Source organism: Peptacetobacter sp. (assembly GCF_029264495.1).
GTDB lineage: Bacteria > Bacillota > Clostridia > Peptostreptococcales > Peptostreptococcaceae > Peptacetobacter.
This window is the reverse complement of record NZ_JARIBH010000080.1, coordinates 1-22,316: the sequence shown is the minus strand read 5'-3', so window position 1 is coordinate 22,316 and position 22,316 is coordinate 1. Positions and strand designations below refer to the sequence as shown.

20 protein-coding genes are annotated in these 22,316 nt (G+C 26.9%); 1 reads left to right on the top strand and 19 read right to left on the bottom strand.

Annotated features, from left to right (window positions below):
- From Q1J78_RS07900 to scfB, 19 genes are all read right to left on the bottom strand, one after another.
- Window positions 1-101, bottom strand: a 101-nt coding sequence (locus Q1J78_RS07900) for a helix-turn-helix transcriptional regulator (protein ID WP_300279467.1), incomplete at its 3' end; no start/stop codon positions are given.
- A gap of 217 nt (window positions 102-318) precedes the next feature.
- Complete coding sequence (deoC, locus tag Q1J78_RS07895) at window positions 319-954, bottom strand: deoxyribose-phosphate aldolase (protein ID WP_300279464.1); 636 nt, start codon at window positions 952-954, stop codon at window positions 319-321.
- A gap of 86 nt (window positions 955-1,040) precedes the next feature.
- Window positions 1,041-1,883, bottom strand: coding sequence for a class II fructose-bisphosphate aldolase (locus tag Q1J78_RS07890; RefSeq protein WP_300279461.1), 843 nt, complete (start codon window positions 1,881-1,883; stop codon window positions 1,041-1,043).
- A gap of 10 nt (window positions 1,884-1,893) precedes the next feature.
- Window positions 1,894-2,283 carry a tetratricopeptide repeat protein gene (locus tag Q1J78_RS07885; RefSeq protein WP_300279458.1) on the bottom strand — a complete coding sequence of 130 codons (390 nt, stop codon included), beginning with the start codon at window positions 2,281-2,283 and terminating at the stop codon, window positions 1,894-1,896.
- Window positions 2,284-2,308: 25 nt separating this feature from the next.
- On the bottom strand, window positions 2,309-3,598 hold the full coding sequence (locus Q1J78_RS07880) for a PTS sugar transporter subunit IIC (RefSeq protein WP_300279455.1): 1,290 nt from the start codon (window positions 3,596-3,598) through the stop codon (window positions 2,309-2,311).
- A 38-nt stretch (window positions 3,599-3,636) separates the two neighbouring features.
- Window positions 3,637-3,927: a PTS sugar transporter subunit IIB gene (locus tag Q1J78_RS07875; RefSeq protein ID WP_300279452.1), complete on the bottom strand. Its 291-nt coding sequence runs from the start codon at window positions 3,925-3,927 to the stop codon at window positions 3,637-3,639.
- A 47-nt stretch (window positions 3,928-3,974) separates the two neighbouring features.
- Complete coding sequence (locus Q1J78_RS07870) at window positions 3,975-4,406, bottom strand: PTS sugar transporter subunit IIA (protein WP_300279448.1); 432 nt, start codon at window positions 4,404-4,406, stop codon at window positions 3,975-3,977.
- Window positions 4,407-4,422: 16 nt separating this feature from the next.
- Complete coding sequence (locus Q1J78_RS07865; RefSeq protein ID WP_300279445.1) at window positions 4,423-6,399, bottom strand: BglG family transcription antiterminator; 1,977 nt, start codon at window positions 6,397-6,399, stop codon at window positions 4,423-4,425.
- Between the two features lie 100 nt (window positions 6,400-6,499).
- Window positions 6,500-8,008 (bottom strand): PfkB family carbohydrate kinase, encoded by a 1,509-nt coding sequence (locus Q1J78_RS07860; protein WP_300279442.1) that lies wholly within the window; start codon window positions 8,006-8,008, stop codon window positions 6,500-6,502.
- Between the two features lie 211 nt (window positions 8,009-8,219).
- Window positions 8,220-9,482 carry a histidine--tRNA ligase gene (gene hisS / locus Q1J78_RS07855; RefSeq protein WP_300279439.1) on the bottom strand — a complete coding sequence of 421 codons (1,263 nt, stop codon included), beginning with the start codon at window positions 9,480-9,482 and terminating at the stop codon, window positions 8,220-8,222.
- The gene (gene hemZ / locus Q1J78_RS07850) at window positions 9,472-11,022 is read right to left on the bottom strand and encodes a coproporphyrinogen dehydrogenase HemZ (RefSeq protein ID WP_300279436.1); all 1,551 of its coding nucleotides are present in this window, start codon (window positions 11,020-11,022) and stop codon (window positions 9,472-9,474) included. The genes hisS and hemZ overlap by 11 nt, the downstream gene beginning before the upstream one ends.
- A gap of 65 nt (window positions 11,023-11,087) precedes the next feature.
- Window positions 11,088-11,723: an MBL fold metallo-hydrolase gene (locus Q1J78_RS07845; protein ID WP_300279433.1), complete on the bottom strand. Its 636-nt coding sequence runs from the start codon at window positions 11,721-11,723 to the stop codon at window positions 11,088-11,090.
- 12 nt (window positions 11,724-11,735) lie between these two features.
- Window positions 11,736-12,185 (bottom strand): D-aminoacyl-tRNA deacylase, encoded by a 450-nt coding sequence (gene dtd, locus Q1J78_RS07840; RefSeq protein WP_300279430.1) that lies wholly within the window; start codon window positions 12,183-12,185, stop codon window positions 11,736-11,738.
- 21 nt (window positions 12,186-12,206) lie between these two features.
- Window positions 12,207-14,522 carry a RelA/SpoT family protein gene (locus Q1J78_RS07835; RefSeq protein ID WP_300279427.1) on the bottom strand — a complete coding sequence of 772 codons (2,316 nt, stop codon included), beginning with the start codon at window positions 14,520-14,522 and terminating at the stop codon, window positions 12,207-12,209.
- A gap of 45 nt (window positions 14,523-14,567) precedes the next feature.
- Entirely contained in the window at window positions 14,568-15,080 is a 513-nt protein-coding gene (locus Q1J78_RS07830) for an adenine phosphoribosyltransferase (protein WP_300279424.1), read from the bottom strand.
- A 16-nt stretch (window positions 15,081-15,096) separates the two neighbouring features.
- Window positions 15,097-17,559: a single-stranded-DNA-specific exonuclease RecJ gene (gene recJ / locus Q1J78_RS07825; protein WP_300279421.1), complete on the bottom strand. Its 2,463-nt coding sequence runs from the start codon at window positions 17,557-17,559 to the stop codon at window positions 15,097-15,099.
- Window positions 17,560-17,573: 14 nt separating this feature from the next.
- The gene (locus tag Q1J78_RS07820; RefSeq protein WP_300279418.1) at window positions 17,574-19,244 is read right to left on the bottom strand and encodes an ABC1 kinase family protein; all 1,671 of its coding nucleotides are present in this window, start codon (window positions 19,242-19,244) and stop codon (window positions 17,574-17,576) included.
- Between the two features lie 131 nt (window positions 19,245-19,375).
- Complete coding sequence (locus tag Q1J78_RS07815) at window positions 19,376-19,870, bottom strand: gamma carbonic anhydrase family protein (RefSeq protein WP_300279415.1); 495 nt, start codon at window positions 19,868-19,870, stop codon at window positions 19,376-19,378.
- Window positions 19,871-19,888: 18 nt separating this feature from the next.
- Window positions 19,889-21,268 (bottom strand): thioether cross-link-forming SCIFF peptide maturase, encoded by a 1,380-nt coding sequence (gene scfB / locus Q1J78_RS07810; RefSeq protein ID WP_300279412.1) that lies wholly within the window; start codon window positions 21,266-21,268, stop codon window positions 19,889-19,891.
- 328 nt (window positions 21,269-21,596) lie between these two features.
- On the opposite strand from scfB, the gene Q1J78_RS07805 reads away from it, so the two are divergent.
- Window positions 21,597-22,247: a hypothetical protein gene (locus tag Q1J78_RS07805; protein WP_300279409.1), complete on the top strand. Its 651-nt coding sequence runs from the start codon at window positions 21,597-21,599 to the stop codon at window positions 22,245-22,247.
- The last annotated feature ends 69 nt before the right edge of the window (window positions 22,248-22,316 follow it).

Sequence of the window (22,316 nt, the reverse complement as noted above, 5' to 3'; positions counted from 1 at the left end):
TTTGAAACAGATTGTCTTGATACTTCTAGATGTTCTCCTAATTCTTCTTGTGACCATCCTTTTTGTTTTCTAAGATTTGAAATTTTTTCAGATAATGTCATTCTTATCTCCCCTATCTTTTAAGTTTGGATACGATATATCGTTTTTAGATATCTATTTTATATAATTTATATTATCAAATTTGTAAAATTTGTACTACCAACTTATATTATTTTTTTGTCAACTGTTGATTGCATCCTTGAAATTTCAAGCAAACAAAAAGTGCTATACATCACATTAAATGTACAGCACTTTTTGTTTGGTTGGTTTAATCTATCTTTATTTTACTAGTCTACTTGTTCCTAATCTGTCTGCGCCAGCTTTTATAAAATCCTTTGCATCTTCAAAAGATTTTATTCCTCCTGCAGCTTTTATTTTCAAATCTTTTCCACAATATTTTCTCATTAATTTTATATCTTCTAATGTAGCCCCTCCTTTAGAGAAACCAGTAGATGTTTTTATATATTCTGCATCTGATTTAGTTACTAATTTGCACATTTCTATTTTTTCTTTCTCAGTTAGAAGACATGTTTCTATTATTACTTTTAATAGTTTTCCATTACATGCTTTTTTTATAGAATTTATTTCTTCTAATACTTTTTCGTATTTTCCTTCCTTTACTAAACCTATATTTATTACCATATCTATTTCATCTGCACCATTTTTAACTGCATCTTCTGTTTCAAATACTTTTGTTGCAGTAGTCATATTCCCATTTGGAAATCCTATAACTGTACATATTGGTAATTTTCCTTCAGTGTATTCTTTTGCTTTTTTTACAAAATATGGCGGTATACATACAGATGCTGTATTATTTTTCATACCTCCATCGCATAATTCTTTTACCTGTTCCCATGTAGTAGTCTGTTTTAAAAGTGTATGATCTACTACCTTTAATATACTTCTTTCTTCCATTATGATATTTCTCCTTATTCATAGCATAATCATTAAAAATAAGGCTATTACATATTAATAAATATGTAATAGCCTAAATCTATATACTAGTTTATTTTAAATAAGCTAGATTTTTCAATTATTATATCTTTTATTTTATCATTTGCTGGACCTAATAAATTTCTTAATGAAGTTAATGGAGTTGCTGTTGGGAATGTTTTATTTACTTCCTCTATATAAGATTTATTCAGTTCTGTACCAACATTTATTTTTTTCATTCCATCTCTAGCACAACGTTTCATATCTTCATCTGATACTCCTGTTCCACCATGAAGAACTAACCCTACATTTTCTAATGAATTTCTTAACTCATTCATTAATTCAAAGTTCAATTTTGCTTTTGATTTATATTGACCATGAGTTGTTCCTATTGCTACCGCTAAAGCATCTATTCCAGTTTCTTCAACAAATTTTAAAGCATCTTCTACTTTTGTGTATGCTGCATCATTCTGATTTACTACTACACCCTCTTCTGCACCACCTATTGAACCAACTTCGCCTTCAACAGATACATTTTTTAATTTTGCATATTCTACAACTTCTTTAGTATTTTTTATATTTTCTTCTAGTGATAATGATGAACCATCATACATAACTGATGAATATCCACAATCTATAGCTCTTTTTATTGCATCTATATCTTTACAATGATCCATATGTAAGCAAACATTTATACTTGCTCTTTCTGCTAATGATTTTACAGCTGCTATTAATGTTTCGAATCCTATATATTCAGCAGTACCTAATGATGTCTGTATTATTATTGGAACATTATTTTCTTCTGCTGCTTCTACCATAGCAGGTAGCATTTCAAAACAATGTAAATTGAAAGCACCAATAGCACCTTTTCCTTCATTTTCTTTAAATAATTCTCTTAAATTTTTATACATTTTCTTCCTCCTATACATTTCCTCTTACTACATCTTTAGAGATTTTCATCATATCATCTATTTTATTTAGATAATATTGTAATTTTTCATCATCTTTATTTACTGCTGCTTCTCTTCTTTTTATATTATATATATTAAGAAGATTAGTATAAGCTTTCCCTATTGTTTTTTCTATATTTAAACTTTCTTCATAATATATTACTGCATTATCATAGTCTAGTATTTTATAATAAATACCACCTATATCATTTAATAATGTTACTTTTTTTATTGAATCACAATTTTTCAATTCTTTTTTTAATTCTTCTATTTTTTTTATCGAATCTTCAATATTTATAGAATTATCTATTTTCTCAGTTTCATTAACTTTTTCTTTCTTTTTTCTACTAAACCAACCCATTTTTATCACCTACATTAATTTTTAATTAAGCGAATATTCCAAATAATGGTTTTAATAACCATCCATAGAATAATCCAGCTGCTATTGTATCAACATCTGTACAAGTTGTATTAACAAAACCTATATTACCTAACATAGGAGCTAATATAGCTGGTAATAAAGTTATAAATAAACCATGAGCTATACCTGATATTATACAACCTCTTTTACCACCAGCTGCATTTCCAAATATACCTGCACATCCTCCTGCAAAGAAGTTTGTCAACATACCTGGTAATATCATTGGTAATCCAAACATTGGGAATAAAAGCATTCCTAGTATTGATCCTATAGTTGTACTTACAAAACCTAATATAACTGCATTAGGCGCATATGGGAATAATACTGGACAATCCAAAGCTGGTATTGCATCTGGAACTAATTTCATTGCTATCCCTCTGAAGGCTGGTACTATTTCTGCTAATAGTAATCTTACTCCAGACATTAATACATATATACCTACTACAAATTGCATTGATTGTAAGAATGCATGTACAACATAGTTTGTCTGTCCACTATATTTAGCACAAAATTCTGGACCTGCAAATAGTGATGTTATTACATATAGTGGAACCATAACTACCATTACTGATAAATATGTATCCTGTAAAAATTCAAATGCTTTTGGTAATTTTAAGTCTTCTGTTGATTTTGATGGATCTCCAACTAATTTTGATATCCAAGCTGTAAATACATATCCTATTGTACAGAAATGACCTAATGCTATACTATTACTTTCATCACCTGTTATTTTTCTTATCCATGGTTGTGCTATTGCGGGCATTGCAACTGCAAATATACCACCTACTATACCACCTACTATTACTAAAGCTGGTCCTCTAAGTCCTACATAGTAACCAAATACTGCACATATTGTAGCCATCCATAATAATGCCTGACCTGTTAAGAATATATATTTCCATTTAGTAAATCTTGCTATTAATATATTACATATAAAAATCATTGCTAAAGTTAAAGCTATTTCACTACCTAAACCTAAGTTATTCATAGCTTGACCATTTATAGCTTCTATAGACGGAACTAATCCTTGCATTCCAAACCCTTTAGAAAATATCCGTCCAAAATAAGTTAATGATTCAACTATTATTGATGATCCTGCACTCAATACCATAAAACCTAATACTGTTTTCATTGTTCCAGAAACAACTTGACCAAGAGGTTTTTTCTGTAATAATAAACCTAGCATTGCAATTAAGCCTATTGTAACAGCTGCTTGTGTTAGAATATTATTTATAATGAAATTTAAAACTGTCATATTCAATCCTCCAATTTTTTATTTTTATTTTTTATTCCTTATAATACATTTTTTTCTTTTAAAACTGGTATTAATTTTTCCTTTATTTCATTTTTATCTACCAATTTATTTAAGAATATTTTAGTTGCATCGATGTTATAGTGTTTAAATTGAGTTTCAAAATTTTTGCCAGATATTATTATATCTGCATTCATTCCTGATGCACTTGATATATCACAATGATCTAATTTAGCTTCCACTCCTAAATCTTTTAAAACTGTCTCTACACTCATTTGACAAGCAAAACTACTTCCTAAACCTGCACCACATACCATTAATATTTTTAACATTTTTAATACCTCCATATTATATATTTTAAATTAGTTACTATATTTTACTATTTAATAACCTTTAATAAGTCTTCCATATTGTCAACTTCTGATATTTTTTCTATTTTACCTTCCTCTACAAATCTAACTATCATTTTCAATATTTCTAAATGACTATCTTTATCCACCGCCGAAAATGCTATCATAACTTTTACTGGAGATGTATTTTCATCAAATATTACTGGATTTTTAAATGTTGTTAAAGAGAATCCAATATTTTTTGCTCCATTTTCTGGTCTCGTATGTGGAATAGCTAATCCATCTGATATTACTATATATGGTCCATATTCATTTATAGCTGATATTATTCCATCTATATATTCTGGAGCTACATTGCCATTTTTAACCAAAACTCCTGCACTTTTTCTTATTGCATCTTCCCAATTTTCTACTTCCAAATTTAATTTTACATTTTTTTCATTAAATTCTAATTTAAACATAGCGTCCTCCTTTCTCTTATTCATTCTCATCATTATTTTCTATTAATTCATTTATAAATGTTTTATAGTCCATACATTTAACTAACTTAGTAACATTTGATTTTTCTATCAAATAATTGTATAAGTTTCTAAATATATATTCCCATTCATTTACAAAATTTTTAGATATATTTAGTAATAAAACTACTTGAACTTTTTCCTGATCCCATAATATTGGTTTTTCAAGTACTGCTATTCCAACAACTGATTTACCATCATTTTGATTTATAGTATGAGGTAATGCTACAAAACTTCCTAACTCTGTTGTAGCCATCTCTTCTCTTTCATAAACTGATTCTTTTCCTTGTTGATCTATAAATCCAAGTTCAATCATTTTATTTGTTATGGCTTCTATTACATCATTTTTATTATTTGCACTTAAATTTTTAAAAAATAATTCTTCTTTAAGTATTTCACTGTAATTTATTTTATTTTTTTCTTCTTCTAACATAATATCTTCTATCTTCTGTATATGAGAAAATCCTAAATTGAGAGGAACCTTAATTATTTTTTTAGAAGAATACTTTTTTATCGGAACTGTAGTAATAACGACATCTGATTCTTCTAACATTTTTTGATTAAAATCCTGAGTTGAGGTTACATTTAAAATATTAATTCTATTTTTAAACAATCTAAGCAACTTTTCTTTTATAAGTATTGCTGTTGAAACCCCAAATCCACATACAATAGTTACGCTCTTTGTCTTTTCTTTACTATTTATACCTCTTCTTTCAAGTGCTGCTCCAAAGTGTATTGCTAATAATCCTATTTCATTTTCATTTATGTCAACCTTATACTCTTTTTCTAATATATCCGATGCTACAATAGCTAACTCAAATGCTAGAGGATAATATTTTTTTATAGATAATAAGAAGTCATTTCTAATATTCATATTAAATTTCATTCTTCTTATCGCTACGTTTAGATGCATTGCCAATCCTTTTTCAAGTTGCTTATCATCTTCTAAGTCAATACCAAACTTATTTTTTATAGTATCCACTATATTTTTTATTATTTCACTATATTCATTTTCATCTTCTGTCTTTTCAAATAAAAATTTTTTACTTACTTGCAAATGCTGTGTTAAGTAATAAACTTCTTCTTTTAGATCAACTTTTATTGATTTTTCAATTCTTTCTATTATTGACTTGGCTACTTTATAATTCTCATTTTTTTCAAATTCATTAATCGATAAGTCGTCAAATACAGTTTTATGTTTACATTGATGTCTTTTTACCATTATTAGTACATGTACTAATATATTTTTAAAAGATATATCAGTTAAATGTATATCAAATTCACAAAATACATCCATCAATATTTGTCTTATTTTTTCCATCAATTCTGCAGAAAAAATTTCATTGTAAAATATCGTTTCTTCATCATTTGTTACATCTGCATTTTTAAATATATAATCTGATATACAGTATCTTATATCTTTTTCCTCACCCTTTATATAGATTCCTCTTGATTGGCTATTTTCAACATTTAGATTAAATTTTTGTAAATTGTTATTTATATTAGATATATCCTTTTTTAATGTTGATAAACTTATAAATAATTCTTCTGCCAAATCATATGAATTGATCATGTATCTACTGCTAAGGCTATTTATCAGTAATTTAGAAATTATATACTTTTCTCTATCTATTGGATCAGTCGGTATTAAATTAAATTTTTTATTATTATTTTTATTTGGAAATTCATTTAACTTTTCTTCTAACTCTTTAAATAATTCTGTATCGTAAATTTCTAAACTATATCCAACACCTGTAGTAGAGTTTACTTTTGCTCCGTATTCTTTTAAATACTCAGATAATTTTTTTATATCTGTTCTTACGGTTCTAGAGGTTACGCCTAATTCAAAAGCCAACGTTTCTCCACTTATTGGATCAGAGGTTGATTTTAATCTTTTTAATATCTTACATATTCTTTTATTTTCTAATATACTCATTATTTAATACCTCCTTTCCTGTAATTCAATTATACTATTCATATTATTTTCATAAGGCTACATTTTTTCCTTATCTATGCGGAAATTTCTACATTTAAATTTAGTTAATTATTTTTACTAATTTACTTTTTACTGTTTCTATTTTTGGTATAGATATTTGTCCTCCCATTGTTTCAACAGATATTGCTGATGCCATAGATGATATTTTTAAACTTTCTTCAAATGAATATCTATTAGCTATACAATATGCAAATGCTCCATGGAATATATCTCCAGCTCCTGTTGTATCTATGGCTTTCACCTTGAATGCTGGCATATAATTTATATTTCCATCCATTTCATACATTAGACCTTTTTCTCCAAGTGTAACTACTATATTATTTTTATTTAATTTCCTTAATTTAGTAAATACCTTCTTAGCAATTTTTATGTCTAGGTAATCTGTTTCTATTTTTGTATATTGTTTTGCAAAGTCCTCTGAACATATAAAATAATCAACTTTTTCAATTAAATCTACTAAGTGTTCTTTATAAGTTCCTGCATCTATTATTGTATTTGCATTGGGATATAATTCTATTGCTTTCAGAGACGATTCTTTTTCGTGTCCATCTACTAAGATAGTATCTACTTTTTCAGGATATTCAAATTCTTCACAAGTATTTTTTAGTGGGCAATTAAATATTGTTCTATTCCCATTTTTCGTATTAGATATTATTGTACTTACAGACGTTTTATCCCCATCTTTTTTCATATAGTCTGTATTTACCCCAACTTTTTCTAATTCTTCAATTATTTCTTTTCCAAAGAAATCTTTTCCTACTCTTGATATAAGATATACATTATTTCCCCATAAAGCATTTAGATACGCTGCATTTGTAGCAGGTCCACCCATACATTCAATTTTTTCATATATACGATACTTTTTATTTTCAATTATTTCCTCATTAACTTTATATGTCATATCATATGCAGATTGACCTATACATAAAACTCTTCTTTTCTTGTGATTTTTTATACTATTAGCTATAAATTCTATAACCTCATCATAATTTATAATTTCATAATTAGTAACATCTACTTCTAATAAATCTCCTACTTTAAATTCTCCATATCCTCTATTTCTGCATCTATCCATGAATTCATCATAAGTTAATAATAAATCTGCTTTTGTTCTATCCTTTAACTTATCACCTTTTTTATAATGACTCATAATATGTGAAAGATGTCTTTTTTCATCTAAATCTCTTTCTTTCTGTCTTTCAAATAATATATTTAAATCTGCAACTAATCTTATTGTTATTACGTTGTAATTATATTTTTCTGATAAACTTTCTATTAGTACTTTCTGCTTTTCGCTAAATGGATAATCAGATATAACATCTAATCCATTTTTCATACTTTTTTCTAATTGTTTATAATACTCCTCTCTTGAATATTCTATTAACTTATTTCTTTCTTCTATATTTTTGTATCCAAAATCATCAAAAATTTTTTCCTTTATATCATCTTGAGAAACACTACAGAAAAAGTCATATTTTTCTATAATTTTATTACACATATAAGTTTTTCCTGTACCAGGATATCCTGCCAATAAAATTAATGTTTTCATTTTTTACCCCCTACATTTTTCTTTAAGATTATATTAACATTTTACTTTATTGACATTAGCTATCTTTTTTCCGCTACTCTATGTAATTTTTTTCCGCATTATTGAATTATTTTTATAATTTAAAATTTCAATTATAAAAATAAAAAAAGATAACTGCCTCTCCAAAATCAATATGGATTTACAGTTATCTTCTTTTATCAATTATTTTTAATTATAATCTTTCTTTTAATTCTTTTACTAATTCATCTAATTTTACAGTATGTTGTTCTGATGTAGACATATTTTTTAATGTAGCTTCATTATTTTTAAGCTCATCTTCACCTATAACTATAGTGAATTTAGCATTTATTTTATCAGAATATTTAAATTGAGCTTTAACACTTCTTGATAAATGATCTTTATCTGCACTTATATGTGCATCTCTTAATTCTTTTAATAATTTAAAGCTCTTTGTTTTAGCTTCATCACCTATAGTTACTATAAATATATCAGTAGATTGATTATTTTCTATTTCTATATTTGCATCTTCTAATGTTAAAAGTAATCTTTCAACCCCTAAAGCAAACCCTATTCCACTTGTTCCTTTAGGTCCACCTAATTGTTCAACTAATCCATCATATCTTCCGCCACCACAAACTGTACTTTGTGCTCCTATATTTTCAGCTATTATTTCAAAAGCAGTTCTTTTATAGTAATCTAATCCTCTAACTATTGTTTTATCTATCACATAAGGAATTTCCATTTCTTTTAGATAGCTTTCAAGTTCTGCAAAATGATTTTTACAATCATCACAAAGATTATCTATCATATATGGAATATCTGTTATAGCTTCTTTACAAGTAGGATTTTTACAATCTATTACTCTCATTGGATTTTTTTCTTTTCTTTCATTACACATATCACAAAGTACATCTGATTTTGAATTTAAGTATGCTCTTAATTTTTTATCATATTCTTTTCTACAAATAGGACATCCAACTGAGTTTAAGCTAACTTTTAAGTCTTTTAGTCCTAATTCTCTAAAGAATTGTATGGCTAATGATATAGCTTCTGCATCCATTGAAGGACTATCACTTCCTATAGCTTCAATTCCAAATTGATGAAATTGTCTTTGTCTTCCTGCCTGTGGTCTTTCATATCTAAAGCAAGGTGTTATATAAAACATTTTTGTAGGTTGTGTATCAGCATATAGTTTGTTTTCTATAAATGCTCTTACTGCTCCTGCTGTTCCTTCTGGTTTTAAAGTTATTTCTCTATCACCCTTATCTTTAAAAGAATACATCTCTTTTTGAACTATATCAGTAGTATCACCCACTCCTCTTTGGAATAATTCTGTATGCTCAAATATTGGTGTTCTAACTTCCTGATATCCATATAAAGAACATATTTCTCTAAATTTATTCTCAAGGTAATTCCATTTATACGAATCTTTAGGAGTTATATCTTTTGTTCCTCTTGGTGCTTTAGTTAGCATTTTTTTCTACCTCCCTTTTTTTCTTTTCTATCATATCCTCTACTCTATCAAGGTATATTTCTAAATTTTTAACATCATCGACTCTTTCGATTCTATTTTCATTTAAATAGACAAACTTTGATATTGCTCCTGCTCCAATTGCTATATTAGTTTGTTTTTCTTCCATCATCTGCATATTGTATATACATTCATATCCTTTTTTTGCATATCCAACATTTTCTAAATTTCCAAGCATCATCTTTTGTCTATACATATAGTATGGATTTAAATCCATTTCTTTTGCTGCTTTCATAGATACATCTATCATTTTTATCATTTCTCTATACTGAGTTAAATGTTCTTTATATAAATCCATATCCATATTTAATTTTGATGCTCTTTTTATAGCTAAAGTATGTACAGTTAAACTTTCTGGAGATAATTTTTTTATTTCCTCTAAAGTATTTTTAACCATTTCAACATCTTCGTCAACTAATCCTAATATTATATCCATATTTATGTTGTCAAAACCTAAGTTTCTAGCCATTTTAAAGCATTTTTTTATATCTTCAACACTATGCTTTCTACCTATTTTTTCTAATGTTTCATCGTTCATAGTTTGTGGATTTATACTTATTCTATCAACCCCATGTTTTTTTAGAACTTTTAATTTTTCTTCTGTTATAGTATCTGGTCTTCCAGCTTCAACTGTAAATTCTTTTATTTTGCTAAAGTCAAATATATCAAATAGATTTTCTATCATATAATCCATATCTTCTGCTTCTAATGCTGTTGGTGTTCCTCCACCAATATAAAATGTTTCTATTTCCCAACCTCTTTTTTCTATTATCTCAGCTGTCCCTCTAGCTTCATCTAGAAGTCTTTCAACATATTTTCTTCTAAGATTTCCATATTTTTTTATTGAATTTGAAGGGAATGAACAATAATAACATCTTGTTGGACAGAACGGTATACTTACATAAAGCGAAATCTTATTTTCATTTAATGGATATATAAAGTTTCTTTCTCGTTTTGCTATGTCTAATGCTAATTCTGCTTTTTCATCAGTTATGAAATGTTCATTTTTTAGATAATTTAAAATTTGATTATCATCCATTCCATCAGACATAAGATTATGTACTATTTTTACCGGTTTTATACCTGTTAAATCTCCCCAAGGTACATAGCTATCTGGCATAATATATTTTAATGCTCTAAATATACTTTTCTTTATACTCCATTTAGTTGCTTTTTTTACAATTAAAGAATCTTCTCTTTCTAATTTTTCTATAAATTCATTATAATTTTTTGATTTATTTATTATCTCTGAATAATCTTTGTCAAACTCTTTTTCTTCCAAAAATTCTTCAATAACTTTATTTCCATCATATACTTTAGTTAAAGATACAACCTTCTTCTCTTCTATTTTTATACTATTTATTAAAGATAATTCATCTGTATCCTTTAACTCTTCTACATAATCAAAATCAGACCTAAATAATTTTATAAGTTCTGAAACTTCATATTCATAATCATGCCCTTTTAATACTACTTTTAGCATTTTATTCTCCTCACTACATAATAATTCACTATGCAAAATATTAAATTTTGCATAGTGTATTTATTTTATTCTCCTATATATTTAGTTGTAAGATAAGGATTGTTTTGTTTTTCATTTCCAAGTACAGTTGGATCTCCATGTCCTGGATAAACAGCTAATTCATTTTCAAATTTTTTAATTTTATTAAGAGACTTTTTCATTTTTCTTTCGTCTCCACCATAAAGATCACATCTTCCCATACTTCCTTTAAATAAGGTATCTCCTGTTATAAGATTATTTTCTGTTCTTATACACATACCTCCTTCAGTATGTCCTGGTGTATGTATAAATCCTAATTTTGTTTTACCTAAATATAAACTATCTTTATCTTCTACATATATGTCTGCATCAAACTCTACTTTTCCACATCTCATTCTATTGCTTAGATTGTGTTCACAATGATTTAACATGTCTTTCTCATCTTTATGTGCAACAACTGGAACTTTTTTGTAATCTAATATATTCTTAACATATCCTATATGATCTGCATGTCCATGAGTAAGAATTATATATTTTAAATTTAATCCTTCTTCTTTTAAATATTCAATTACTACATCTGGGCTTCCACCAGGATCTACTACTGCTGCTTCTTTAGTTTCTTCATCAAATAGTACATATACATTTGTTGATGTATAAAAATCATTAATTCTTTTAATTTCCACTATTTTATCCCCCTAAAAAGATTTATTTGATTCTAAAAGTATAGTTACAGGTCCATCATTTACTAAATCGACCATCATATGAGCTCCGAAAACTCCAGTTTCTGTATGAATTCCATTTTCTGAAACTTTTTTTACAAATTCCTTATAAAGTAAATCTGCTTCATCAGGTTTTGCTGCATTTGTAAAGCTTGGTCTACGTCCTTTTCTACAATCTCCATATAATGTAAATTGAGAAACTGCAAGCATTTCTCCTCCTATATCTTTTAGAGATAAATTCATTTTTTCATTTTCATCTTCAAATATTCTAAGATTTATAGCTTTATCTACTATATAATCTACATCTTTAGAAGTATCTCCGTGTGTTACACCTAATAAAACAAGAATCCCTTTTTTTATTTTCCCTGTACTATTTCCATCAACTGTAACTTCCGAACGAGATACTCTCTGTATAACAGCTCTCATGTTGAACTTCTCCTAATTTAATTAATTTGACATTCTATAAATCATTTCTACTCCTGGAACTGATTTTATTTTTTTCATTATATAATTAAGCTGTTCAGTTCCATCTACTTCAACTAAAAGATTTATAGTAACATCTGAATCTTTTCCTTTTCTAGCATTTATTCCATTTAAGCTTATTTTTTCATTTGCAACAATGTGAGTTATTTCATTTACAATACCTCTTCTATCGACTGCTTTTATTTGTATCTCTGCTTCAAAAGTACTATCTATACCTTTTCCTTCTTGTGCCCAAGATACTCCTATCATTCTCTTTTTAAAGAATTCATCATCCATATTTACATTTATACAGTCTGCTCTATGTACTGCAACACCTCTGCCTTTTGTTATATATCCAACTATATCATCTCCTGGAAGTGGATTACAACACTTTGCAAATCTAACTAAAATATTATCTAATCCTTCAACTATAATTCCTTGTGTAGGTGTTTTTTTTCTTTTTTTGCTATATTCTGCATCGCTTATATTGTGTTTTTCTATATCTTCAGGTAGACTAGCTTTCTTTTCTTTCATGGCCTGTCTAATTTCCCTTGTATATAACTCTTTTAATTTGGTAACCACTTGCGATGCCATTATACCGCCATAACCAACAGTCGCTATTAAATCTTCAACATTTGGTTGGTTATATTTTTTCGCTATTATTACCATATTTTTATCTACTACACTATCTTTAGTAGTTGGTATCCCATGTTTTTTAAATTCTCTTTCAAGAATTGCATTTCCACGCTCTATATTTTCTTCTCTTCTTTCTTTTTTGAAGAATTGTCTTATTCTACTTTTTGCATTTGGTGTTTTTACTATGGCAAGCCAATCTCTACTTGGACCTGGAGAGTTTGATGAAGTAAGTATTTCTATTATATTGCCATTTTGTAATTTATAATCTAATGTAACCATTCTTCCATCTACTTTTGCTCCAACACACTTATTTCCTATATTCGTATGCACTCTATATGCAAAATCTATTGGTGTTGATTCCGCTGGAAGTTCTATAACATCTCCTTGTGGAGTAAATACATATACTTGACTAGAAAAAACATCTTCTTTTAAAGCATCTAAAAATTCATGTGGGTCTTTTAAATCTTTTTCCCACTCCATCATTTGTCTTAGCCATTGTAATTTTTCTTCTATTTTATCTTCTTTAGAATTTGAAATACCTTCTTTGTATTTCCAATGTGCTGCTATACCATATTCTGCAATATTATGCATCTCATGTGTTCTAATTTGTATCTCTAAAGGTTCTCCATCAGGCCCTACAACTGTTGTATGAAGAGATTGATACATATTTGGTTTTGGCATAGCTATATAATCTTTAAATCTACCTGGAATTGGTTTCCATAAAGTATGTATAATTCCTAAGACTGCATAACAATCTTTAACTGTATCTACTATAACTCTAACTGCTGTTAAATCAAAAATTTCTTCAAATGATTTATTTTTCTTTTTCATTTTTTTATAGATACTATAAAAATGTTTTGGTCTACCGTATACATCGCATGATATTTCCATTTCAGCAAATTTTGTTTGTAAAGAATTTACTATTTTTGCTATATTTTCTTCTCTTTGACTTCTTTTCATAGATACTTTTTCTACTAATTCATAGTATCCATCATGATCTATATATCTTAAAGCTAAATCTTCTAATTCCCATTTAATTTTAGATATACCTAATCTATGAGCAATTCCACCATATATTTCTAATGTCTCTGTTGCTTTATATTTAGCTTTTTCTGGATCCATATAATTTAAAGTTCTCATATTGTGAAGTCTATCTGCTAATTTTATAAGAATAACTCTTATATCTTTAGCCATTGCTAAAAACATTTTTCTAAGATTTTCTGATTGTGTTTCTTCTTTTGAACGATATTTTATCTTACCAAGTTTTGTTACTCCATCTACAAGATCGGCAATTTCTTTATTAAATATTTCTTCAATATCTTCATATGTATATTCTGTATCTTCTACAACATCATGTAATAGTCCACCTGATACTGTTTCGATATCTAATTGCATATCACATATTATATTTGCAACTGCCAATGGATGTATAAAATACGGTTCTCCTGATTTTCTAAACTGTTCTCTATGAGCATATTTAGCTAGTTTATACGCTTTTACGATAGTATCAGTTTCATTGTTTGGTGCATATGATTTTACTTTTTCTAATATTTCAATAAGCTCTTTATCCGATTCAACCGAATTATCATTAAGGACTTTTATTGTTCTCTCATTTCTATCAGCATCTTTTAACTTTATGCCTTCTATTTTCTTTTTTTCTTGCATAAAACCACCTTATTCCGTTCCATCTGTATAACTAAAATATATATTTTAGTATTTTATTATTGATTCTATATCATATCCTTTTAATTTTTCTTTTCCATTTAAAAATTCAAGTTCTATTAAAAATTGAATTGATACTACTTCTCCGCCTAAACTTTCTACTAATTTTGTAGCTGCTTCTATAGTCCCTCCAGTAGCTAATAAATCATCTATTAAAACTACTTTTTTACCTTCTTCAATTGCATCTTTATGTATTTCTATTATGTCAGTTCCATATTCTAATTCATATTCATAGCTAACTTTTTCTGCTGGTAATTTACCTGGTTTTCTTATAGGAACAAACCCTACACCTAAAGCATATGCAACTGGTGCACCTAATAAAAATCCTCTTGCTTCTGGTCCAACTATATAATCAATTTCTTTATCTTTTAAATTATCTACTATTGTATCTATAGCTTGTTTAAATGCTTCTCCATCTTTTAATAAAGTTGTTATATCCTTAAAACCTATACCTGGTTTTGGATAATCTTGTATGTTTCTTATTTTTGATTCTAAATTCATATTAATCCTCCTGTATTTAATAATTATAAATTTCAATAGCTTTTTCTTTTATTTGATTTAAATTTTTTAATATTTTACTTGAATTTAAATCCAGTTTTTTTTCTGGCTTTGGTAAAACTTCTATCCTTAAAAATTCACGTTCATCTATTTCCATATCTATTAAATCAAGTTCTTTAAATACTTTAAATATAGTAAACATTTTTAATGGAATTATTTTGAATATACCCATTATATCGTCAATTCTAAATCTAATTTCTTTATTTTTTAATATATATTTATAAACTACTACAAATTCATTTCTATTCGGAATTATATTTTCCATAATACTTTTTATATAAATTTTGTCAATTTCACTATAATTTTTTATTACTTTACATTCATTTTCCTTGTTAGCATATAAATTTACATAGTCTTCCTTAGTATACAAATAATCATAAAGAATAATATTATTATATCTTTTTAAATCTATTTTATCAATATTAGGTGCAAATATAAGGTTTATTTTTGAATGCTTTTTATTATCTTCTATTTTTCTAAAAGATATATCTACATCTTCGTCTAATAACGATACATCTGATTTTGCTCTAAAAAATCCATTTATAGAATTTGCTATAACTAATGTTTCTTCTTTTAAATATTCAAATATATTTTCTTCTTTTTTACCTGATATATTTACATTTTCTAAACCTGTATCTATATCTGATATTTTATATAATTCATTTTCATCACTTGGAACTAATTTATTCATTAATTTTATAGCTTCTATATTTTTAGTTGTTGATTTTGGATGCGAAAGTCTTATATCTTTTATTAATAGTTGTATTTTCCTATTTCCCATAAATGTGTTTTCATCTAATTGGAATAATATATCTATCTTATCTCCTACTTTTAAACCCTCTATTAAGTGAGATGCATTAAATCCAACACATTCATATCTATTGTCTTTTTCTATATCAATTTTTATGTGTTGCTTATTTTGACCCATAAGTCTCATATCTCTCAAAATACAATCTCTAATTATAAATTTTGGTGTTGGATTGTTCATTCCAAATGGTTCTAATTTCCTAAGTTGCTCTATTAAATCAAAATCAACTACATTTTCATCTAATTCATATTCAACTTTTATTTCTTCTATCATATCTTCTTCTGATAAATTCACATCAGCCGATTCATTTATTCTTTTTCTAAGCTCTTCTATATTTTCTTCTTTTATACTAAGTCCAGCCGCTTGTTCGTGTCCTCCAAATTTAGTTAGTATATCAGAACAATTATTTAATGCTTCAAATATGCTAAATCCTTTTATAGACCTTGCTGAACCAGTAGCTTGACCATCTTCTATACACATAAGTATTGTAGGTTTATAATATTTTTCTGTTAATTTTGATGCCACTATTCCTATAACACCATGTTGCCACCCTTCATGTGCCAATACAATTACTTTATCATCTTGATATGATTTGTCACTTTTTATTATAGTTTCAGCTTCATGATGTATTTTCATTTCTATCATCTGTCTATCGTTATTTTTTTCATCCAATAGTAATGCTATCTCATGTGCTTTCTCTTTATCATCTTCTATGAAAAGTTCTACTCCTAAATTTGAAAAACCTAATCTTCCTGCTGCATTAATTCTAGGTCCTATTGTAAATCCTATATGAGAAGAACCTATTTTTTCTTTATCAACTCCGCAAACTTTTATAAGCTCTGAAAGTCCTGTATTTTTGCCACTTTTCATTGTTTTGAGTCCATTTTTTACAATTATTCTATTTTCATCTACAAGTGGTACTATATCGCAAATTGTTGCTAAAGTTGTTATTTCTATATAGTCATTTACAGTATTTTTAAATTCTTCTTTTGGAGTTAGTGCTTGTACTAATTTAAAAGCTATACCGCATCCACATAGCATATCAAATGGATAATTACAATCATCTTGTTTAGGATTTATAACTGCATAAGCATTTGGAATTTCACTTTGACATTCATGATGATCTGTTATTATTACTGTTATTCCAAGTTTATTTGCATATTCAACTTCTTCTACTGATGTTATTCCACAGTCAACACTAATCATCAAGTCGCAACCTTCTTTATTTATATATTCGATCGCTTCTTTATTTATTCCATATCCTTCTTCAAGTCTATTCGGTATATAATATTTTACTTTATATCCAATTGACTTAAAATATGTTAATAATACCGATGTAGATGAAACTCCATCAACATCATAATCCCCATATATCCATATACTTTTATTATCAGATACTGCTTCTTTTATTTTATCAACTGCTTTTTTCATATCCTTCATTAAAAATGGATCTCTTAAATAATCTAATGTTGGATTTGTAAATAATTTTATCTCTTCTTCAGAGTTTATATTTCTATTTTTTAAAATCTGAGAAATTTCTGGAGAAATATTGAAATGCTCAGCTTCTCTTGTTAATTCTGGTTTGCCTTTATGTATCAAAGTCCACTTTTTCATATAATCCCTCCTAACTATCTCCTTTTAAATTTAACTTTTATAATTTGTATAACTAGTACAAGACCTATCACAAATGATATAAAAAATCCTGCTATAGCCATATATTTTATCCATATATTTTTTTCAACATTTGGCGATGCTATAATTAATGATGAACCCACTATTATCGAAGCCAAAACTAATGCCATAGTCATTTGAGTTGTAAGCTCTTTTAGACAATCTTCTATTCTTGTCATTTTTAATTCTTCAACAGATATTTTTATATTATTTTTTTCTATCATTCTTAATACATTTTTTATTTGTTTAGGTATATTTTTTACATCTAACATTATTTCTTCAACATTTTGTTTTGTTTCAATGGCTATATTTTTAGGATTTACTCTATTCTTATAATAGTGTTTTAAAAAAGCTTTACTAATTTCTTTTGCTGAAAAATCTGGGTCTAATGTTCTACCTGTACCTTCTAGTGTTATAACAGTCTTTGCAAGGGTTATTAATTGTGAAGGCATTACGATTTTATATTTTCTAAAAAATCTAAATATCTCATTTAAAATTGTGCCTATACTAATTCTTTCCAATGGTACATCGTAGTAATAATGTATCATATATAACATTTCTTGTTTAAACCCTTCTACATCTGTTTCATCTGTTATTGCATCTATATCACTTAGAACTCTCACTATTTTTTCTACATTTTTTTCAGATGCTGCAAGTGCAAATCTATTTAAAAAATTTAGCATTTTATTATCAATTATTCCTATCATTCCAAAATCAATATATGCAATCTTAGACTCATTAAGTACAAATATATTACCTGGATGTTGGTCTGCATGGAAAAATCCATAAGAAAATACTTGTTTTAAAAATGCTTTTACTCCTATATTAGCGATTTTTTTTGTATCCCATCCTTTTTCTTTAATTAAATCTATATCGCTTAACTTTATTCCATCTATTTTTTCCATTATTAAGACTTTTTTTGTTGTATATTCCATATGCATTGTTGGTATATATACTTCATCGCTGTACTCAAAAATTTTTTTCATTTTAATTGCGTTTACTGCTTCAAAATTATAATCTAATTCTCTTAATAACTGACTAGAAAGTTCTTCTACCATTTCTTTCATATCAACATTATAGTCTTTTATAATATCTTGTATTGAACTTGTCACTCTTTTTAAAATTTCAAGATCTGATTTTATTTTTCCTTCAATATCTGGTCTTTGCACTTTTACAACCACTTTTTCTCCAGATTTTAAAACTGCGTTGTATACTTGACCTATTGATGCTGCTGCAATTGGATTTTTATCAAAATCAGAAAAAATATTTTCTATTTCATCTCCTATTTCTTCTTCAATTATTGCTATTGCTATATCTGTATCAAAAGTTTTTACATTATCTCTTAATTTTTTTAATTCATCAATAATATCTTGATCTAAAAGATCCCGTCTAGTACTTAGTATTTGTCCCAATTTTATATATGTAGGACCCAATTCTTGAAGTGCTAATCTCAACCTTTGTCCTGATGTCATATTTTTTATATCATCTTTTGGTTCTGATGAACTAACATCTATTTTACTACCCGATCCATCTTTATTTATTCTTTCTATAATAAAGCTAAAACCATATTTAATCATAACTTGGGCAATTTCTTTATATCTTTTTATATGTCTATAACTTATTCTCATAATAATCACCGCCCATTTTTTATTTTATTTCTTTTATTTTATCATACATTTATACTATCTCACATATTTAATAATTAATTATTTTATTATAAAAAAATAGACAAGAAAATTTCATCTTGTCTATTTTTAATCTATCTATGTTTTTTTGATGATTCTATATATAATTTTATATTATTATCTAATCCTTCTTTTTCTTTATCTGTAAGTGGTCTTACAACTCTTGCTGGACATCCTAATATAAGCATTCCTTTTTCAAACTTTTTATTTGGTGTAACTACAGCACCTGCACCAACTTGACAATACTCTCCAATTTCTGCTCCATCAAGAATAATTGCTCCCATACCTACTAAAGAATTATCTCCTATTTTAGCTCCATGCACAATTGCTCTATGACCAATTGTTACATTATTTCCTATTATTGTTTTTTCTTCACCATGAATTACTGAACCATCTTGAATATTAGTATTTTTTCCAATTTCTATTTCTTGATCATCACCTCTAATGACAGCATTATACCATACACTAGAGTTTTCACCTATTTTAACTTTTCCTATAATATCAGCCGATTCTGATATATATACAGTTTTATGTATTTGTGGATTTATATTTTCAAATGATTTTATCATTTTTACACTTCCCAATTATTAGTCTTCTTGGCCTTCCATCATTAATTTAGCCTGTATCATTATCGCACATTCTGTACGTTTTCTTTGCATTTCACAACCTAAATCATATGGTTTATTTATATCTCCATTAAAGTTTAATGCATTTGCATGACATCCACCTGAACAGTAGAATTTATTCCAACAATTTTTACATTCTTCTTTATTATATACATGTGCATTTCTGAACATAGTCTGTAAATCTTCTGGGAATTCTATTTTTTCGTCCATTATATTACCCATTATATATTCTTCCTGTCCAACAAACTGATGACATGGATAAATATCTCCGTTTGGAGTTATTGATAGATATTCATTACCTGCTCCACAACCTGTTATTCTTTTTATTACACAAGGACCTTGGTTTAAATCTATCATAAAGTGGAAGAATTTAAATTTATCACCTTTTAATTGTCTTTCTGCTAATTCTTCAGCAAATGTTTCATATTCTTCAAATATTTTTGGTAAATCTTCTTCTCTTAATGCAAATGGATTTGATTCATCATCTACAACTGGTTCAACAGATGTAAGTTCAAATCCTAAATCTCTAAAATGAAGTATATCTTTTGAAAAATCAAGATTTTCTCTAGTAAATGTTCCTCTTACATAGTAGTATTTATCTTTTGGTCTTTCTTTTACTAATTTCTGCATCTTAGGAACTATTACATCATAGCTTCCTTTATCATTTATAGTCATTCTCATATTATCATTTACTTTTTTTCTACCATCTAAACTAAGAACAACATTGTGCATATTTTTGTTTACATAATCTATTATTTCATCATTTAATAATAATCCATTAGTAGTTATAGTAAATCTCATATTTTTACCATGTTCTTTTTCTATACTTCTTCCATATTCAACTAATTGTTTTACTACTTCAAAGTTCATCAATGGTTCTCCACCAAAGAAATCTATATCAAGATTTCTTCTACTTCCTGAGTTAGCAACTAGAAAATCTAATGCTCTTTTACCTACTTCAAAACTCATTAATTCTGGTTTTCCACCAAAGTTTCCTTGTTTAGCAAAACAATATTTACATTTTAAGTTACAATCATGTGCAACATTTAGACATAGGGCTTTAACAACTGGCTCTCTATTTACAAAAGCTGGGTGGAATTGATAGCTATCTTCTGTATAAAGAAGACCTTCTTTTTCTAATTCAGCTATATCTTCCCAAGATTCTTTAACCTGTTCTTCTGTTAATTCATTTTCTAGTAATTTTACTGTTTCTTCTTTAGTGTTTTCTTTATAAAAATCAAGCACTCTATATGCAGCATCATCTAAAACATGAACTGAACCACTGTTTACATCTAAAACTATATTATATCCATTCATTGAATATTTATGTATCATACTCATAAATTCATCCTCCATATATATTAATTTTTAATTTTTGACTCAAATTACCCTTTATTATAGCATATATAGACAATTTATTTCAACATGATACCATATATAGACCTGTTAATATTGCTATATCTATTTAAATTTATTATTTCTTTTTTATCCCCTTATTTCTGTTATACTATTTTTTATTTTTCATCCTCTTTGAATGTTTTTTTTCTATTTTTTTATATTTATTGTAGCATATTTATATTTTTTGTGGTATTATTAGTTTGTAAGGAAGAATAAGAGTAACACATTTATGAATTTTATACTTTAATTTTACTAAAAGGAGATGGCTACTTTGAAAGGAAATATAATACAGTACAATTTTTTAAGAATGGATAATGAAGATTTTTATGATTTAGATTATGCTATAGTTTTAGAAGATAGAGGTAATGAATTAACAATATTACCTTTTAATAATAAATTTACTAAAGATTCTATATCTTCTTTCTGTTTAGGGAAAATAGATGGATTTATGGAAATAAGAAATGAAGGATTTATAGAAAATCCTGGTCAATATGTTCATTTTGAAAAAATGATTGATGTCAATAAAAATGATGTTCATTTAGTATACAAACAAGATCTTGATGGAAATCTTTTAAAAGATGTAAATGGAGATTTTATACCTGTAACTTTATCTGATAGTCAAAATGAAATGATTTCTGTTAAATACGAATTATATGAAGAAGGTGAAGCTAAAACTCCACTTGGAGTTATTTTCAAAGCAGACAAAAGCTTTAAATTAGATTACAATAGTATAAGTTCTAAAGAATTACTTGAACTTGGAAATACAAAATTTGATAGATACAGAGAATTCAACTTTGATGATGAAAAAGTTCTACTTTTCTTCATCGATGGAAAACGATATTCTATAATTATGAGAAAAGGGCATACTTTTACTCGTGAAGAAAGAAATTCTGCTTTAGCAGTTCACTTTAATATCGCTTAATTTGATATCAATATATAATTTAAATTCAACCTCTTATAAAAAAAAGACTGATAAAAATCAGTCTTTTTT

What these genes read in the sequence shown, in the direction of transcription:
- deoC (WP_300279464.1), bottom strand. Translation starts at nt 954, where the DNA reads ATGGAAGAAAGAAGTATATTAAAGGTAGTAGATCATACACTTTTAAAA.
- Q1J78_RS07890 (WP_300279461.1), bottom strand. Translation starts at nt 1,883, where the DNA reads ATGTATAAAAATTTAAGAGAATTATTTAAAGAAAATGAAGGAAAAGGT.
- Q1J78_RS07885 (WP_300279458.1), bottom strand. Translation starts at nt 2,283, where the DNA reads ATGGGTTGGTTTAGTAGAAAAAAGAAAGAAAAAGTTAATGAAACTGAG.
- Q1J78_RS07880 (WP_300279455.1), bottom strand. Translation starts at nt 3,598, where the DNA reads ATGACAGTTTTAAATTTCATTATAAATAATATTCTAACACAAGCAGCT.
- Q1J78_RS07875 (WP_300279452.1), bottom strand. Translation starts at nt 3,927, where the DNA reads ATGTTAAAAATATTAATGGTATGTGGTGCAGGTTTAGGAAGTAGTTTT.
- Q1J78_RS07870 (WP_300279448.1), bottom strand. Translation starts at nt 4,406, where the DNA reads ATGTTTAAATTAGAATTTAATGAAAAAAATGTAAAATTAAATTTGGAA.
- Q1J78_RS07865 (WP_300279445.1), bottom strand. Translation starts at nt 6,399, where the DNA reads ATGAGTATATTAGAAAATAAAAGAATATGTAAGATATTAAAAAGATTA.
- Q1J78_RS07860 (WP_300279442.1), bottom strand. Translation starts at nt 8,008, where the DNA reads ATGAAAACATTAATTTTATTGGCAGGATATCCTGGTACAGGAAAAACT.
- hisS (WP_300279439.1), bottom strand. Translation starts at nt 9,482, where the DNA reads ATGCTAACTAAAGCACCAAGAGGAACAAAAGATATAACTCCTAAAGAT.
- hemZ (WP_300279436.1), bottom strand. Translation starts at nt 11,022, where the DNA reads ATGCTAAAAGTAGTATTAAAAGGGCATGATTATGAATATGAAGTTTCA.
- dtd (WP_300279430.1), bottom strand. Translation starts at nt 12,185, where the DNA reads ATGAGAGCTGTTATACAGAGAGTATCTCGTTCGGAAGTTACAGTTGAT.
- Q1J78_RS07835 (WP_300279427.1), bottom strand. Translation starts at nt 14,522, where the DNA reads ATGCAAGAAAAAAAGAAAATAGAAGGCATAAAGTTAAAAGATGCTGAT.
- Q1J78_RS07830 (WP_300279424.1), bottom strand. Translation starts at nt 15,080, where the DNA reads ATGAATTTAGAATCAAAAATAAGAAACATACAAGATTATCCAAAACCA.
- recJ (WP_300279421.1), bottom strand. Translation starts at nt 17,559, where the DNA reads ATGAAAAAGTGGACTTTGATACATAAAGGCAAACCAGAATTAACAAGA.
- Q1J78_RS07820 (WP_300279418.1), bottom strand. Translation starts at nt 19,244, where the DNA reads ATGAGAATAAGTTATAGACATATAAAAAGATATAAAGAAATTGCCCAA.
- Q1J78_RS07815 (WP_300279415.1), bottom strand. Translation starts at nt 19,870, where the DNA reads ATGATAAAATCATTTGAAAATATAAATCCACAAATACATAAAACTGTA.
- scfB (WP_300279412.1), bottom strand. Translation starts at nt 21,268, where the DNA reads ATGAGTATGATACATAAATATTCAATGAATGGATATAATATAGTTTTA.